This window comes from Shinella sp. GW835-FHT14H05 (assembly GCF_058793575.1).
In genome coordinates this window covers 545,444-560,366 of the sequence record NZ_JBXAFY010000001.1, presented here as the reverse complement: position 1 = coordinate 560,366, position 14,923 = coordinate 545,444, and the positions used below count along the sequence as shown (strand labels likewise).

Genomic DNA, 14,923 nt, shown 5'->3' with positions numbered 1-14,923 from the left:
GCCTCGTCAGATCGCAGGCAAACCGTCAGGGGGCTGCAAGCCCCACCGCCTAAACCGCAACGAGCGCCTCCAAATGCGGCAGAAGCACCACGCTCTCCTGCTCGTGGGGATCTGTCCGGGCGATAACCGCCGAGGCCGGCTGGTCGGAGAGATTGGCAGGAAGGTGCGGCACGCCGGCGGGGATGTAGAACATCTCGCCCGCCTTCACGATGACATGGTTCTCCAGCCGCTCGCCATACCAGGTATGCGCCTCGCCGGAGAGCATGTAGATCGCCGTCTCGTGGCTTTCATGCATGTGCGCCTTCGCCCGGCCGCCCGGCGGGATCGTCAGCAGATGCATGCAGATGCCGGACGCGCCGACGCTCTCGCGGGCGATGCCCTCGAAATAGCTGAACCCCTGCTTCCCGTCATAGGTGCTGCCCGGGCGCACCACCCGGCATTCGGCCTTCGTTTCCCCCGCCATCGTTTCATCCCCCGTGAGATTTCCGTGCCCAAAGTGATAATGAAGACAATGCCGATTGCAATGCTGGAAATGGACATGCAGTCTGCCGGAAACCGCGCCGTGAGGGGCGCCGAAAGATGACCAGCATGTCCGATCGATCCCTGTCCGATACCGTCGTTTCCGCCAAGGAGCTCGGTCTCACCTTCCAGACCGCCGACGGCCCGGTGACCGCGCTGACCGGCGTCAACCTCACGGTCGAAAAGGGCGATTTCGTTTCCTTCATCGGCCCGTCCGGCTGCGGCAAGACGACGTTCCTGCGCGTTATCGCGGATCTCGAAAAGCCGACCTCCGGCACCATCACCATCAACGGAATGTCGCCCGAGGAAGCCCGCAGGCGCCGCGCTTATGGCTATGTTTTTCAGGCGGCAGCACTTTATCCTTGGCGCACCATCGAGAAGAACATCGCGCTTCCGCTGGAAATCATGGGCCATTCCCGCGACGAGCAGAAGGCGCGGGTCGCGCGCACGCTCGATCTCGTCAACCTGTCCGGTTTCGAGAAAAAATATCCCTGGCAGCTTTCCGGTGGCATGCAGCAGCGCGCCTCGATCGCCCGCGCGCTCGCCTTCGACGCCGACCTGCTGCTGATGGACGAGCCCTTCGGCGCGCTCGACGAGATCGTGCGCGATCACCTCAACGAACAGCTCCTGGAACTCTGGGCCGCTACCCACAAGACGATCTGCTTCGTCACCCACTCCATTCCCGAGGCCGTCTATCTCTCGACGAAGATCGTCGTGATGAGCCCCCGCCCCGGCCGCGTCACGGACATCATCGAATCGCCGCTGCCGAAGGAGCGGCCGCTCGACATTCGCGAGACGCCGGAATTCCTTGAAATCGCCCACCGCGTGCGAGAGGGCCTGCGCGCCGGCCACAGCTACGAGGAGCACGCCTGATGAAGCTGCCCTACGTGCTCTGGCTCTTCGCCGCGACCGCCGTTTTCATCGGCGCTGCCACCTCGTCGCGCGCCTATATCGGCACGACGAACCTCCTCTACCTGCTGCTCTCCATGACGCTCTACATCGTCGGCAACCTGATGATGCTGAAGCTGATGCGCGAGGGCGGGCTTGGCCTTGCGGTGTCGCTGTCGGCCATCACCCAGCTTTTCCTCATCAACATCATCGCCTTCCTGTTCTTCGGCGAACGGCTGAGCGGCACCCAGCTTGCAGGCGTCGCTCTCGGCATCGTCGCCATGGGCCTCATGCTGATGCCCTCCCCGGCCAGGAGCTGAGCATGGAACAGGCCAGCTTCCTCCGCGACCGCCTGCTTCCCATCGGCACCGTGCTGCTTGCCCTTCTGGCACTCTGGTATGCCTTCGCCGTCGTGCTGAACGCGCCCTTCGAGCGCGACCAGGCGGCGCGCGCCGGCGGGACGATCGGCTTCATGGAACTGCTGCCTAAAACGATGGCGCAGGAGCGGCCGGTGCTGCCGGCACCGCACCAGGTCTTTGCCGAGCTGTGGGACACGACCGTCAACAAGGCGATCACCTCCAAGCGCAGCCTCGTTTATCATTCGTGGATCACGCTCTCGGCGACGCTGCTCGGCTTCTCGATGGGCGCCGTGCTTGGAATATTGCTGGCCATCGGTATCGTGCACAACCGCGCCATGGACCGCTCGCTGATGCCCTGGGTCATCGCCAGCCAGACGATCCCAATCCTCGCCATCGCGCCCATGATCATCGTGGTGCTGAATGCTGTGGGCATTTCCGGCCTGATGCCGAAGGCGCTGATCTCGACATATCTCTCCTTCTTCCCTGTCGTGGTCGGCATGGTGAAGGGGCTGCGCAGCCCCGAGCAGATCCAGCTCGACCTGATGCACACCTACAATGCCTCGCCCGCGCAAACCTTCTGGAAACTGCGCTGGCCAGCTTCGATGCCCTACCTCTTCACCTCGCTGAAGGTGGCCGTCGCCATTTCGCTGGTCGGCGCCATCGTCGGCGAACTGCCGACCGGCGCCGTCGCCGGCCTCGGCGCACGCCTGCTGGCGGGCTCCTATTACGGCCAGACGGTGCAGATCTGGGCGGCGCTCTTCATGGCGGCGGCTGTCGCGGCGCTGCTCGTCATCATCGTCGGCATTGCCCACACGCGCGTCCTCAAGCGCATGGGGGCACGGACATGAACCTCTCCGTCCTCCTCGCTGCCATCGTCTTCTGGCTCGCCGCCTGGGTCTTCAATGAATGGCTGGTGCGCCGGAAATTCGTGAACCCCGCCGCCGATCGCGCCGCGCGCATCGCCGTGCCGCTGATCTTCGGCGCCACCATCCTCGTGCTGTGGGAAGGCATCGTCCGCGGCTTCAACGTGCCCTCGGTGCTGCTGCCGCCACCGAGCATGATCTGGGTGCGGCTGATCAATTCCGTGCCGACGCTCTGGGCGGATTTCCGCCAGACCTTTCTGAAGTCCGTGCTCGTCGGCTACGCGCTCGGCTGCGGCCTCGGCTTCCTCGTCGCGATCCTCATCGATCGCTCGCCCTTCCTGCAGAAGGGCCTGCTGCCACTCGGCAATTTCGTCTCGGCGCTGCCGGTCATCGGCGTGGCCCCCATCATGGTCATGTGGTTCGGCTTCGACTGGCAGTCGAAGGTGGCGGTCGTCGTCATCATGACCTTCTTCCCCATGCTGGTGAACACCGTCTCCGGCCTTGCCGCGACGAGCCACATGGAGCGCGACCTGATGCGCACCTATGCGGCAGACTGGTTCCAGACGCTGGTGAAGCTGCGTCTTCCCGCCGCCTGGCCGTTCATCTTCAATGCGCTCAAGATCAACTCCACGCTCGCGCTGATCGGCGCGATCGTCGCCGAATTCTTCGGAACGCCCATCGTCGGCATGGGTTTTCGCATCTCCACGGAAGTGGGCCGCATGAATGTCGACATGGTTTGGGCCGAAATCGCGGTCGCCGCGGTGGCTGGCTCCGCCTTCTACGGGGTGGTCGCGCTCATCGAGCGGATCGTCACGTTCTGGCACCCGTCTGTCCGTGGTGGGCAGGCGTAACAAAAAGAAAGAGGGAACTGACATGAAAACGAAGATCGCATCGCTGCTGCTGGCAAGCGCCTTCTCGCTTGCCGCGTTCCAGGCGCACGCCGCAGACAAGGTGACGCTCCAGCTGAAATGGGTCACCCAGGCCCAGTTCGCCGGCTATTACGTCGCCAAGGACAAGGGTTTTTATGAGGAAGAAGGCCTCGACGTCGAAATCAAGCCGGGCGGCCCGGATATCGCGCCTGCGCAGGTGATTGCCGGCGGCGGCGCCGACGTCGTCGTCGACTGGATGCCCTCCGCGCTCGCCACGCGCGAAAAGGGTGTACCGCTCGTCAACATCGCCCAGCCGTTCAAGTCTTCCGGCATGATGCTGACATGTCTCAAGGAATCCGGCGTCACCGGCCCGGAAAACTTCAAGGGCAAGACGCTCGGCGTCTGGTTCTTCGGCAACGAATATCCATTCCTCTCCTGGATGGCGCACCTGAAAATCCCGACCGATGGCGGCCCGGACGGCGTGACCGTGCTCAAGCAGGGTTTCAACGTCGACCCGCTGATCCAGAAGCAGGCGGCCTGCATCTCCACCATGACCTACAACGAGTATGGTCAGGTGCTCGACGCCGGCATCAAGCCGGAGGACCTGATCACCTTCAAATATGAGGACCAGGGCGTCGCGACGCTGGAAGACGGCCTCTACGTGCTGGAAGACAAGCTCGCCGACCCGGCCTTCAAGGAGAAGATGGTCAAGTTCGTGCGCGCCTCCATGAAGGGCTGGAAATACGCCGAAGCGAACCCGGACGAGGCCGCCGACATCGTGCTCGAAAACGACTCGACCGGCGCCCAGACCGAGGCGCACCAGAAGCGCATGATGGGCGAAGTCGCCAAGCTGACGGCCGGCTCGAACGGCGCGCTCGACGAAGCGGACTACAAGCGCACCGTCGCCTCGCTGCTCGCCGGCGGTTCCGACCCGGTCATCTCCAAGGAGCCGGAAGGCGCCTGGACGCATGCCGTGACGGACGAAGCCCTGAAGTAGAACCGACCTTCCGAAGGTTTTTCGCGTGCGGGGCTTCGGCTCCGCACGTTTCGTTTGAGGGGATGAAACCTGCGACAGTGCGTCACGATTGCCATGGAAATGCCAAACGCATAAAATAATGAGGCACCATTCCGTTACCTCTTGTAAGGGTGACGGACGCCGATTACATACACCCATCAGTTGGAACCTGGAGAGGCCGCCAAGCCGTTTCCGTGTCCGCCAATCTGCTCGGGAACAGCATAAGTCCGGCAAGAACTTAAAAAGAACGCCCGGACCTTGATCGTAAAGTCATGCTTTTGGGAAAGTTCGGCCTATGGCTTCTGGACACAGGAAAGTCCTCTTTTTATCCGTCGCCGCTTTCATGACGGTCCATCCGATTGTTCTATTCGCCGCCGATGCGGCAACGACCGACGCCGCCGCCACCACGCAGGTGCAGAACTTGCCCGCGATCGTCGTCACCGCCGCTGAAACGCGCGAGGTCATCGACCGCGTCATCGCGACCGGCTCGGTGCAGGCGGTCGAGGAAGTCTATGTGACGCCGCTCGTCGACGGCCTTTCCATCCGCACGCTCGCCGCCGATGTCGGCGATACGATCGCAGCCGACGGCACGCTCGCAACCCTGAACGACGATGCGCTGGTGCTGGAAAAGAGCCAGACCGAAGCCTCGCTCGCCAAGGCGAAGGCCGCGCTGGCGCAGATCAAGGCGCAGCTCGTCGAGGCCCAGGCCAATTCCGACGAGGCCATCCGCGTGCGCGAGCGCGCCCAGAAACTCGTGAAGTCCGGCTCGCAGTCGCAGGCCGCCGCCGACCAGGCGCTGGCTGCGGCAGACGCGGCACTTGCCCGCGTCAACTCCGCCGAACAGGCGATCGCGGTCTCCGAAGCCGACATCACCGTGGCCCAGTCCCAGATCGACGACATCGACCTGCGGCTTGCCCGCACGGCGGTGAAGTCGCCGGTTGCCGGCGTCGTCTCCGTTCGCACGGCAAAGATCGGCGCCATTGCCACCGGCGGCGCCTCGCCGCTCTTTACGGTCATTCGTGATGGCGAGATCGAGCTGAAGGCCGATGTCTCCGAAGACGGCATCCTCAAGCTGGCGCTTGGCCAGAAGGCGACGGTGACGCTCGCCGGCGGTGCTGCCAAGCTCACCGGCACGATCCGCCTCATCGAGCCGACGCTCAACCCGGACAGCCGTCTCGGTCGCGTCTATATCCGCTTCGACGAGCCCGGCAAGGCACGCGCCGGCATGTTCGCCAGCGCAGAAATCGTCGTCGAGCAGCGTGAGGGCGTCGTCCTGCCACTCTCGGCCATCACGACGGCCGATGGCAAGACGGTGGCCCGCAAGGTCGAGGACGGCGTCGTCAAGCTGGTGCCGGTCGAGACCGGCATCCAGGACGGCCAGGTGATCGAGATCGTCAGCGGCCTTGCCGCCGGCGACGAGGTGGTTGCCAAGGCGGGCGCCTATGTTCGCGATGGCGACCGGGTCAATCCGGTGCAAGCCGAACAGGCTTCGGCCACGAAATGACGTGAAGGCCCCGCGGATAGCGGGGGCAATGCCGGGCGTGGGGCGCCTGGTCATATACGGGTCAGCCGGAGTGGGGCCGGCAGACTGAACAACGTCTGGTCTCTTATCGAGGACTTTGGGGACATGAACTTTTCAGCTTGGTCCATTCGCAATCCGATTGCGCCGCTGCTCGCCTTTTTCCTGCTGATGTTCGTCGGCATCCAATCCTTTTATGCGCTGCCCATCACGCGCTTCCCCAATATCGACGTGCCCGTCGTCGCCATCACCGTGAACCAGAGCGGTGCGGCCCCTGCGGAACTCGAATTGCAGGTCACCAAGGAGATCGAGGACGCGGTCGCCGGCATCGAAGGCGTCGATGACATTACCTCGACGGTCACCGACGGCAGCTCAGTCACCTCCGTGCTCTTCGAGATCGAAAAGCCGACGGACCAGGCACTTCAGGACGTCAAGGACGCGATCGACCGCATCCGCAGCGACCTGCCGGCCTCGATCGAAGAGCCGGTCGTCACCAAGATCGACGTGGAAGGCCAGGCGATTCAGACCTTCGCCGTCTCCTCGCCCAACATGACGCTGGAAGAGCTCTCCTGGTTCGTCGACGACAAGGTGAAGCGCGCATTGCAGGGCCAGGCCGGCATCGGCAAGATCGACCGCTATGGCGGCGCCGATCGCGAGGTGCGCGTCGACCTCAACCCGGACAAGCTCGAATCCTTCGGCATCACCGCCGCCGATGTCAGCCGCCAGATCCGCAACATGAATGCCGACGTCGGCTCGGGCCGGGGCCAGATCGCCGGCGCCGAACAGGCGATCCGCGTGCTCGGCGATGCCCGCTCCGTCGAAAAGCTCAACAACACGATGGTGGCGCTGGCGAACGGCCGCTTCGTGCGGCTTTCGGAACTCGGCACCGTCACCGATACCTATGAGGAGCCGCGCTCCTTCTCGCGCTTCAACGGCAATCCGGTCGTGACCTTCGCCGTCTTCCGCTCCAAGGGCGCCAGCGAAGTGACGGTCGCCGAATCCGTCGCGAAGTCGCTGGAGAAGGTGCGCACGCAATTCCCGGACGTCTCGATCCAGCTGGTCGACGACGCCGTCTACTTCACCTACGGCAACTATGAAGCCGCCCTCCACACGCTGATGGAAGGCGCGCTGCTCGCCGTCATCGTGGTGCTGCTCTTCCTGCGCAACTGGCGGGCAACGCTGATTTCCGCCGTGGCGCTACCGCTGTCGGCGATCCCCACCTTCTTCGTCATGGACCTGATGGGCTTCTCGCTGAACCTCGTTTCGTTCCTGGCGCTGACGCTCGCGACCGGCATTCTCGTCGACGACGCGATCGTGGAGATCGAGAACATCGCGCGCCACATCCGCATGGGCAAGACGCCCTACCGCGCCGCGATCGAAGCCGCCGACGAAATCGGCCTCGCCGTCATCGCGACGACCTTCACCATCATCGCCGTCTTCGTGCCGGTCTCCTTCATGCCGGGCATTCCAGGCCAGTATTTCATCCAGTTCGGCCTGACGGTGGCCGTCGCGGTGTTCTTCTCGCTCGTGGTCGCGCGCCTGATAACACCGGTCATGGCGGCCTATCTCATGCGCTCGGGTGATGCCGATGGCCATGGCGAGGAGAAGGAAGGCGTCTTCATGCGCGGCTATACCTGGCTCGTCAGCAAGACGACGGGCAAGTGGTACGCCCGCTATGCGACGCTGCTTGCCGCCATCGCCTTCCTCATCGGCTCGGTCATGCTGCTCGCTACCGTTCCCGGCAGTTTCCTGCCGCCGGAAGACGCCTCGCGCGTCGTGCTCTCCGTCGAATTGCCCCCGGATGCGATGCTGGAGGATACCGACCGCACGACCACGCAGATCTTCCAACGGGTCAAGGGCATCAACGGCGTGGAAAGCGTCTTCGTGCTCGGCGGTTCGTCGCCGAAAGGCGACCTCGAACTGCGCCGCGCCTCGGTGACGGTCATCCTCCACAAGCTCGAACATTCGCTCGTCCATAAGCTGGTGAACGATGTTGCCGGCCGCATTCCGGTGATTGGTCCTTACCTGCCGAAGGTCGAGACGACAGGCCGCATCCGTCCGCAATGGGACATTGAGAAGGAACTCTTCGCGACGCTGCGCGAAATCCCGGACGTGCGCATCATCAAGCTCAATGACCGCGGCGAGCGCGACCTGGCGTTCAACCTGCTCTCCAACAACGAGGCGGACCTCAACAACACCGTCGCCGTACTGGAATCCAAGCTGCGCGCCGATCCGGTTCTGTCTAATGTCAGCTCGGAAGGCTCGCTGCCGCGGCCGGAACTGCAGATCCGCCCGCGCGACGACCAGATGGCCCGCCTCGGCATCACGACGGCGCAGATCTCCGAAGTGGTGCGCGTCGCGACCATCGGCGATATCGACGCGCAGCTGAGCAAGGTCTCGCTCGACGACCGGCTGATCCCGATCCGCGTGCAGGTCGACCGCAGCTTCCGCACCGACCTCGCCGCCATCCGCAACCTGAAGGTCCAGGCGGCGAACGGCCAGGTCGTGCCGCTCTCCACCGTGGCGGACATCGATTATTCCGAAGGCCCGAGCTCGGTGAAGCGGCATAACCGCAATCGCGTCGTGCAGATCGGGTCCGACCTTCAGCAAGGGGTAGCACTCGATACGGCCAGCGCCCGGTTCAAGGAGATCGCCGCCAGCACCGACATGCCATCCACCGTGCAGTTCGCGGAAAGCGGCGACGCAGAAGTTCAGGCGGAAATGCAGCAGTCCTTCGGCAATGCCATGCTGCTCGGCGTGCTGCTCGTGCTGATGGTGCTGATCCTGCTGTTCAAGGACGTCATCCAGCCCTTCACCATCCTGTTCTCGCTGCCGCTCGCCATCGGCGGCGTGGCGGCGGGCCTGATCCTCACGCAGAACGCGCTCTCCATGCCCGTCCTCATCGGCATCCTGATGCTGATGGGCATCGTGACGAAGAACGCCATCCTGCTCGTGGATTTCGCGATCGAGATGATGCACCACGGCATGGACCGCGTGGAGGCAATGATCGAGGCTGGCCGCAAGCGCGCCCGCCCGATCGTGATGACCTCCATTGCCATGTCGGCCGGCATGCTGCCCTCGGCCCTCGGCGTTGGCGAAGGCGGCTCGTTCCGCTCGCCGATGGCGATCGCGGTGATCGGCGGCATCATCGTCTCGACGGTGCTGTCGCTCGTCGTCGTGCCGTCCTTCTTCCTGATCATGGACGACGTCTCGCGCTTCCTCGGCTGGCTCTTCGGCCGCTTCGTCGGCAAGAAGGACGATGAGTTGCTGGCCATGGAGCCGGAGGCGCTGACCCGCCTTGCCGACCAGACCGCCCGCGACGTCTCGGACCTCGAAAAGCGCATCGAGACGCTGGAGAAGAAGAACGGCGATCGAAAGCCGTTCAGCGTGGTACACCACTCGGCGCTCGCCGCGGAATGAAACAAACGGCCGGTGCGAAACCGGCCGTTTTTGTTTTGATTGATCGAAATCAAGTCGGACTTGCCTGCCCTCGCCTATCGTCTTGTCATCGAAGACCGAAGACACTACAGCGCCGCGCGTCATTCATGACGCGCAAAGGTCGCTGTAGCATGTTGAATCTGCTTCATAATTTTATCCTTTCAGGATGAAATTATGAAGCGGCGAGGAGCATGGAGTGAGATCGATGAACAGGCTGATGAAACCCGGTGCACGGGAACGGGAAACCCTGCTGAATTCCGGCCTCCTGTCCGTGCTCGGCGTGGAAAGCGTTGCGGCGATGATGGAGATCGCGGCCATCGGCAACCTGCCCGCCCGCCAGATGCTGTTTCGCGAGGGCGAGCCCGCCGACATGCTGCATTGCGTGCTTTCGGGCTATATGCGCGTCTACAAGCTCGATCCGGACGGACGCGAAGCCGATGTCGAACTCTACGGCCCGGGCGACCTCATCGGCGCCAGCGTCGTGCTCGATGGCGGCCGTTATGCCGCAACCGCCCAGGCCGCCGAACCCTCGCTGATCGCCCGCTTCGACCTGAGACGCGTGCGCGATATCGCGAGCCGCCGGCCGGACCTCGCCATCGCGCTCGCCAGCGCGCTTTCGGCGCAGCTTTCCCGCGCCTTCGCCAGCCTCGCCGACGACCGGCTGCACACCGCCCCGCAGCGCGTGGCGCGCTACCTGCTTGCCCATTGCCCGGTGGAGGGCAAGCCGACGAGCTTCCGCCTGCCCTACCAGAAAAGCCTGCTCGCCGGAAAACTCGGGCTGGCACCCGAAGCGCTGTCGCGCGCGTTCTCCATGCTGCGCAGCCACGGCGTCAACGTGCGCGGCCGCCTCGTCCATATCGGCGATCCGGAAGCGCTGCGGCGGATCTAGAGCCCGCCCTGCACCTTGAGAAAGTCGACGATGCGCTCGACGCCCTCGCCCCGCTTCATGTCGGAAAAGACGAAGGGGCGCGCGACGCGCATGCGCCCCGCGTCCCGCTCCATCACGTCGAGATCGGCGCCGACATGCGGGGCGAGATCCTTCTTGTTGATGACGAGCAGGTCCGAGCGGGTGATGCCCGGCCCGCCCTTGCGCGGGATTTCCTCACCCTGGCAGACGGAAATCACATAGATCGTCAGGTCCGCCAGGTCCGGCGAGAAGGTGGCCGCCAGGTTGTCGCCGCCGGATTCGATGAAGACCACGTCGAGATCGGGAAAGCGTCGGTTGAGATCGGCGATGGCCTGGAGGTTGATCGAGGCGTCTTCGCGGATCGCCGTGTGCGGGCAGCCGCCCGTCTCCACGCCGACGATGCGGTCTGACGGCAACGCCTGCATGCGCACCAGCGCCTCCGCATCCTCCTTCGTGTAAATGTCGTTGGTGACGACGGCAACGGAATAGTGTTCGCGCATCGCCTTGCAGAGCTTTTCGGTGAGCGCCGTCTTGCCCGAGCCGACGGGGCCGCCGATGCCGACACGCAGGGGACCGTTCTTCGATGTCATTCCAAATCTCCGTCCTGAAAAATCTGCCGGCTCATGAGCGGAACAGCCGGACCGATAATGTCTCGTGCCGAAGGCTCGTGATATCGGCGCGGATGGTCGACGAGCCGAGGTCGTCGAGCGTCGATGCCGACGCCGTTGCTGCAAGCGCGACGATGCGCGCCTCCAGCCCCGCCAGCGTCGCCACCCCGTCCCGCTGGCCGATGACGCCGCAGCGGATGGCGACCGAGACGAGGTTCGAGACGACCGCATGCAGATAGGCTGCAAGCGCCGCCTCGGCCGTTATGCCATGCGCACCGGAAACGGCGCCGACGGCCACCGGATAGGCCGCCTTGTCCAGCACCTCCAGCACCGGATGCGGCCAGCTCGATGCCGCGGCGAGAAAAGCCTCACCCTGCAACATCGTCTCGCGGTGCCGCTCCGCCGAGCCCGAAAGCGCCTCCGCCAGGGCCGCAACTTCCGCCAGCCGCTCCCGGTCGTCGGCGATACGGTGCGCCTCGGCGAACAGCACGGCGTCGTTCCAGAGATTGCCATGCGCCAGAAGGCTCGCGAGCCAGTCGCGCAGCGCCTCGGCATCTACAATATCGCCGTCGCTCACCGCCTGTTCCAGGCCGCCGGAATAGGAGAAGGCGCCGACCGGGAAGGCCGGCGACAGCCAGGTCATCAGCCGCACCAGTGCGACGGGCGATGCCGTCTCAGCCATGGTCGTGGTGGTGATGGCCATGTCCCGTGCCGTGATAGGCGCCGCGCAGCGGATGGAAAGGTTCCGACACCTCGCGCACCGACGCACCGAGCCCGATCAGCATGTCGCGAATGACGTGGTCGCGCAGGATGAGGATGCGGCCCTCCTCGAACTCCGCCGGCAGGTGTCGATTGCCGAGATGCCAGGCGAGCTCGACGAGGTGCAGGCGGTCCTTCGGCGTCACCTCGTAGAGCGCCTCCTCCGCCGCGATCACCTCGATCACCTCGCCTGACTCGGCAAGCAGCAGGTCACCATGGGAAAGCTGCACCGGCTCCTTCAGGTCGAGCATCACGACGTCGTCATGCTGCATGTGCAAGAGCTTGCGGCGCACATGGCGCTGGTCGTGCGACAGCACGACGATATCGATGGGCGTGCGGTTTCCGCCGGTTCCGTGTGGCAGGATTTCCGTGGAGCGATAGGGCAAAGGGCGACCTCGGGCGTCGATGCATAGGACGGCGAGAAAAGCATGTTTGCCCGGCCAAGGAAACCATCGAAACAGCGACCTACGTCATTTGCCGTAGGTGGCGACTTGCCTTCGCATTTCCGAACGCAAAACCGTTTCACACTTTTGCTGGAAATGCTTAACGCCTGCGCCCGCCCGCCGCGACCCGGCGGCTCGGCTCCAGCAAGCCCTCGCCCTCGTCCTCATGGATCGCCCGGTCGCGGCCAAGCGACTTGGCGAGGTAGAGTGCATGGTCCGCCGCCTCGAAGACGGCGTCGAACGGTCGGTTCGCCGGCCGGTCGGCAATGCCGGCCGACATGGTGACGGCGACCGTGCCATGGGCGGTCTCGACCCGGCGCGCGGCGACGGAGCGGCGCGCCTCCTCGACCAGCAGGCTGCAATCGCCGCGATCCTCGCCATGGATGAAGACGGCAAACTCCTCGCCGCCGAAACGGCCGACGAGATGAGTGGGCGCAAAAACCCGTTGCAGCTCCTCGGCGATGGCGACGATGACCTCATCGCCCGCCGCATGGCCATAAACGTCGTTGACCGCCTTGAAGCGATCGACGTCGAACAGCACGAAGAAACCGTTAACGTTCGCCGCCACCATCTCCTCGGCGAAGGCGCGCCGGTTGAACAGGCCCGACAGCGGATCGAGCCGGCTCAGCCGCTCGAATTCCGCGCGCGACAGCGCCATTTCATGGACGGCGGTGCCCAGCAGCCAGGCGAGCAGCGCGGACACGCTCGCCGCGATCATCACCGTCGTGGAGGTGTTGAAACCCAGCGCTTCACTGAAAGGATAGGGGAAAAAGCTGAAATTCGTGAGGATTGCCGCAACCATGAGGTAGGTCGCGGTGGCAAGCGTGATCGCCACCAGAACGGTGTTCAGCACGAAAGTCGAAATGTCGGCCCGTGTCCGGAAGACACCGACCTCCCACTGGGCCCTCAGCCAAAGGGCCAGCCTGCCACGCATAAATCTCTCCATCTTGAACGGAAGGATATTACGCGACTTCCTTTCAGATTCGTCTAAAGCAGTCGGTACAAGTTTAACTGTCCCGTTTTGAGGCTAGAACAGGAAATAGCGCTGCGCCATCGGCAGCACGGTCGCGGGCTCGCAGGTGAGCAATTCGCCGTCCGCGCGCACCTCGTAGGTCTCCGGATCCACCTCGATATGCGGCGTCAGGTCGTTGAGGATCATCGAGGCCTTGGAGATTTTTCGCGTGTTGCGCACCGGCAGGAGCTGCTTGGCGACGCCGAGACGATCGCGCAGGCCAAGATCGATCGCCGCCTGCGAGACGAAGGTGACGGAGGAATTGGTGCGCATCTTGCCGAAGGCGCCGAACATCGGCCGGTAATGCACCGGCTGCGGCGTCGGGATCGAGGCATTCGGATCGCCCATCGGCGCCATGGTGATCGTGCCGCCCAGGAGCACCATGTCGGGCTTTACACCGAAGAAGGCCGGGTTCCACAAAACGAGGTCCGCCCGCTTGCCGACCTCGATGGAGCCGATCTCGTGGCTGAGGCCCTGGGCGATGGCCGGGTTGATCGTGTATTTCGCGATGTAGCGGCGAATGCGCAGGTTGTCGTTTTCACCCGTCTCGCCGGTAAGCCTGCCGCGCTGGCGCTTCATCTTGTCGGCGGTCTGCCAGGTGCGGATCGCCACTTCCCCGACGCGGCCCATCGCCTGGCTGTCGGAAGAGATGATCGAGAAGGCGCCGATATCGTGCAGGATGTCCTCGGCCGCGATGGTCTCCTTGCGGATGCGGCTTTCGGCAAAGGCGATATCCTCCGGGATCGACGACGACAGGTGATGGCAGACCATCAGCATATCGAGATGCTCGGCGATCGTGTTGACCGTGTAGGGCCGCGTCGGATTGGTCGAGGACGGGATGACGTTGGCGTGGCCGCAGACCTTGATGATGTCCGGCGCATGGCCGCCGCCCGCCCCCTCCGTGTGGAAGGCGTGGATGGTGCGGCCCTTGATGGCGTCGATCGTGTCCTCGACGAAGCCGCTTTCGTTGAGCGTGTCGGTGTGGATCATCACCTGCACGTCGTATTCGTCGGCAACGGACAGGCAGCAGTCGATCGCCGCCGGCGTCGTGCCCCAGTCCTCGTGCAGCTTCAGCGACGAAGCGCCGGCCTTCACCATCTCCTCGATGGGTGCTGGAAGCGAGGCATTGCCCTTGCCGGCAAGCGCGAGGTTCATCGGGAAGGCGTCGAAACTCTCGATCATGCGCTCGATATGCCACGCGCCCGTGCAGGTCGTCGCGAGCGTGCCATGCGCCGGGCCGGAGCCGCCGCCGAGCATGGTGGTGATGCCGCTTGCCAGCGCCTCGTCGATCTGCTGCGGGCAGATATAGTGGATGTGGGCGTCCATGCCGCCCGCCGTCAGGATCTTTCCCTCGCCGGCGATCACCTCCGTCGAGGGGCCGACGATGATGGTGACGCCCGGCTGCGTATCCGGATTGCCGGCCTTGCCGAGCCCGGCGATGCGGCCGTTCTTCAGGCCGACATCGGCCTTGAAGATGCCGCTGTGGTCGATGATCAGCGCGTTGGTGATGACGGTATCGACGGCGCCCTCGGCGCGCGTCGCCTGGCTCTGGCCCATGCCGTCGCGAATGACTTTGCCGCCGCCGAACTTCACCTCGTCGCCATAGGTGGTGAAATCCTTCTCCACCTCGGCGAAGAGCTCGGTATCGGCAAGCCGCACCTTGTCGCCCGTGGTCGGGCCGAACATGTTGGCATAGGCGGCGCGGGACATTCTGTAGGACATGG

14 protein-coding genes are annotated in these 14,923 nt (G+C 64.3%); 8 read left to right on the top strand and 6 right to left on the bottom strand.

Annotated elements, in window-relative coordinates; all coding sequences use genetic code 11:
• Positions 1–49: 49 nt before the first annotated feature.
• On the bottom strand, positions 50–463 hold the full coding sequence (locus tag AC1Q6Z_RS02675) for a cupin domain-containing protein (RefSeq protein ID WP_492646632.1): 414 nt from the start codon (positions 461–463) through the stop codon (positions 50–52).
• Between the two features lie 125 nt (positions 464–588).
• On the opposite strand from AC1Q6Z_RS02675, the gene AC1Q6Z_RS02670 reads away from it, so the two are divergent.
• The 8 genes from AC1Q6Z_RS02670 (at position 589) to AC1Q6Z_RS02635 (ending at position 10,359) form a co-directional block, all read left to right on the top strand.
• Positions 589–1,392, top strand: a complete 804-nt coding sequence (locus AC1Q6Z_RS02670; protein ID WP_492646631.1) for an ABC transporter ATP-binding protein — start codon at positions 589–591, stop codon at positions 1,390–1,392.
• The gene (locus tag AC1Q6Z_RS02665; protein ID WP_256121084.1) at positions 1,392–1,727 is read left to right on the top strand and encodes a hypothetical protein; all 336 of its coding nucleotides are present in this window, start codon (positions 1,392–1,394) and stop codon (positions 1,725–1,727) included. Before AC1Q6Z_RS02670 ends, AC1Q6Z_RS02665 begins: the two co-directional genes overlap by 1 nt.
• 2 nt (positions 1,728–1,729) lie before the next feature.
• Positions 1,730–2,614 carry an ABC transporter permease gene (locus AC1Q6Z_RS02660; protein WP_492646630.1) on the top strand — a complete coding sequence of 295 codons (885 nt, stop codon included), beginning with the start codon at positions 1,730–1,732 and terminating at the stop codon, positions 2,612–2,614.
• Entirely contained in the window at positions 2,611–3,480 is an 870-nt protein-coding gene (locus tag AC1Q6Z_RS02655) for an ABC transporter permease (protein WP_492646629.1), read from the top strand. Before AC1Q6Z_RS02660 ends, AC1Q6Z_RS02655 begins: the two co-directional genes overlap by 4 nt.
• Positions 3,481–3,502: 22 nt before the next feature.
• Entirely contained in the window at positions 3,503–4,495 is a 993-nt protein-coding gene (locus tag AC1Q6Z_RS02650) for an ABC transporter substrate-binding protein (protein ID WP_256121081.1), read from the top strand.
• Positions 4,496–4,856: 361 nt separating this feature from the next.
• Positions 4,857–6,017 (top strand): efflux RND transporter periplasmic adaptor subunit, encoded by a 1,161-nt coding sequence (locus AC1Q6Z_RS02645; protein ID WP_492646628.1) that lies wholly within the window; start codon positions 4,857–4,859, stop codon positions 6,015–6,017.
• Positions 6,018–6,140: 123 nt separating this feature from the next.
• Positions 6,141–9,452 (top strand): efflux RND transporter permease subunit, encoded by a 3,312-nt coding sequence (locus tag AC1Q6Z_RS02640; RefSeq protein WP_492646627.1) that lies wholly within the window; start codon positions 6,141–6,143, stop codon positions 9,450–9,452.
• A 223-nt stretch (positions 9,453–9,675) separates the two neighbouring features.
• The gene (locus AC1Q6Z_RS02635) at positions 9,676–10,359 is read left to right on the top strand and encodes a Crp/Fnr family transcriptional regulator (RefSeq protein WP_492646626.1); all 684 of its coding nucleotides are present in this window, start codon (positions 9,676–9,678) and stop codon (positions 10,357–10,359) included.
• Here the strand turns inward: AC1Q6Z_RS02635 and ureG are convergent.
• From ureG to ureC, 5 genes are all read right to left on the bottom strand, one after another.
• Positions 10,356–10,967, bottom strand: a complete 612-nt coding sequence (gene ureG, locus AC1Q6Z_RS02630; RefSeq protein WP_492646625.1) for an urease accessory protein UreG — start codon at positions 10,965–10,967, stop codon at positions 10,356–10,358. The genes AC1Q6Z_RS02635 and ureG overlap by 4 nt on opposite strands.
• 31 nt (positions 10,968–10,998) lie before the next feature.
• Complete coding sequence (locus AC1Q6Z_RS02625) at positions 10,999–11,688, bottom strand: urease accessory protein UreF (RefSeq protein ID WP_492646624.1); 690 nt, start codon at positions 11,686–11,688, stop codon at positions 10,999–11,001.
• Positions 11,660–12,130, bottom strand: coding sequence for an urease accessory protein UreE (ureE, locus tag AC1Q6Z_RS02620; protein ID WP_439616009.1), 471 nt, complete (start codon positions 12,128–12,130; stop codon positions 11,660–11,662). Before ureE ends, AC1Q6Z_RS02625 begins: the two co-directional genes overlap by 29 nt.
• 157 nt (positions 12,131–12,287) lie before the next feature.
• Entirely contained in the window at positions 12,288–13,121 is an 834-nt protein-coding gene (locus AC1Q6Z_RS02615; RefSeq protein WP_492646623.1) for a GGDEF domain-containing protein, read from the bottom strand.
• A 93-nt stretch (positions 13,122–13,214) separates the two neighbouring features.
• A complete protein-coding gene (gene ureC, locus AC1Q6Z_RS02610) occupies positions 13,215–14,921 on the bottom strand; it encodes an urease subunit alpha (RefSeq protein WP_492646622.1) in 1,707 nt (568 codons plus the stop codon).
• Positions 14,922–14,923: the final 2 nt, after the last annotated feature.

Bases quoted from the DNA above. Each gene is read 5' to 3' on its own strand.
- AC1Q6Z_RS02635 (WP_492646626.1), top strand. From the start codon at position 9,676: ATGAACAGGCTGATGAAACCCGGTGCACGGGAACGGGAAACCCTGCTG.
- AC1Q6Z_RS02655 (WP_492646629.1), top strand. From the start codon at position 2,611: ATGAACCTCTCCGTCCTCCTCGCTGCCATCGTCTTCTGGCTCGCCGCC.
- AC1Q6Z_RS02675 (WP_492646632.1), bottom strand. From the start codon at position 463: ATGGCGGGGGAAACGAAGGCCGAATGCCGGGTGGTGCGCCCGGGCAGC.
- AC1Q6Z_RS02670 (WP_492646631.1), top strand. From the start codon at position 589: ATGTCCGATCGATCCCTGTCCGATACCGTCGTTTCCGCCAAGGAGCTC.
- AC1Q6Z_RS02665 (WP_256121084.1), top strand. From the start codon at position 1,392: ATGAAGCTGCCCTACGTGCTCTGGCTCTTCGCCGCGACCGCCGTTTTC.
- ureC (WP_492646622.1), bottom strand. From the start codon at position 14,921: ATGTCCTACAGAATGTCCCGCGCCGCCTATGCCAACATGTTCGGCCCG.
- AC1Q6Z_RS02650 (WP_256121081.1), top strand. From the start codon at position 3,503: ATGAAAACGAAGATCGCATCGCTGCTGCTGGCAAGCGCCTTCTCGCTT.
- AC1Q6Z_RS02640 (WP_492646627.1), top strand. From the start codon at position 6,141: ATGAACTTTTCAGCTTGGTCCATTCGCAATCCGATTGCGCCGCTGCTC.
- AC1Q6Z_RS02615 (WP_492646623.1), bottom strand. From the start codon at position 13,121: ATGCGTGGCAGGCTGGCCCTTTGGCTGAGGGCCCAGTGGGAGGTCGGT.
- ureG (WP_492646625.1), bottom strand. From the start codon at position 10,967: ATGACATCGAAGAACGGTCCCCTGCGTGTCGGCATCGGCGGCCCCGTC.
- AC1Q6Z_RS02645 (WP_492646628.1), top strand. From the start codon at position 4,857: ATGACGGTCCATCCGATTGTTCTATTCGCCGCCGATGCGGCAACGACC.
- AC1Q6Z_RS02660 (WP_492646630.1), top strand. From the start codon at position 1,730: ATGGAACAGGCCAGCTTCCTCCGCGACCGCCTGCTTCCCATCGGCACC.
- AC1Q6Z_RS02625 (WP_492646624.1), bottom strand. From the start codon at position 11,688: ATGGCCATCACCACCACGACCATGGCTGAGACGGCATCGCCCGTCGCA.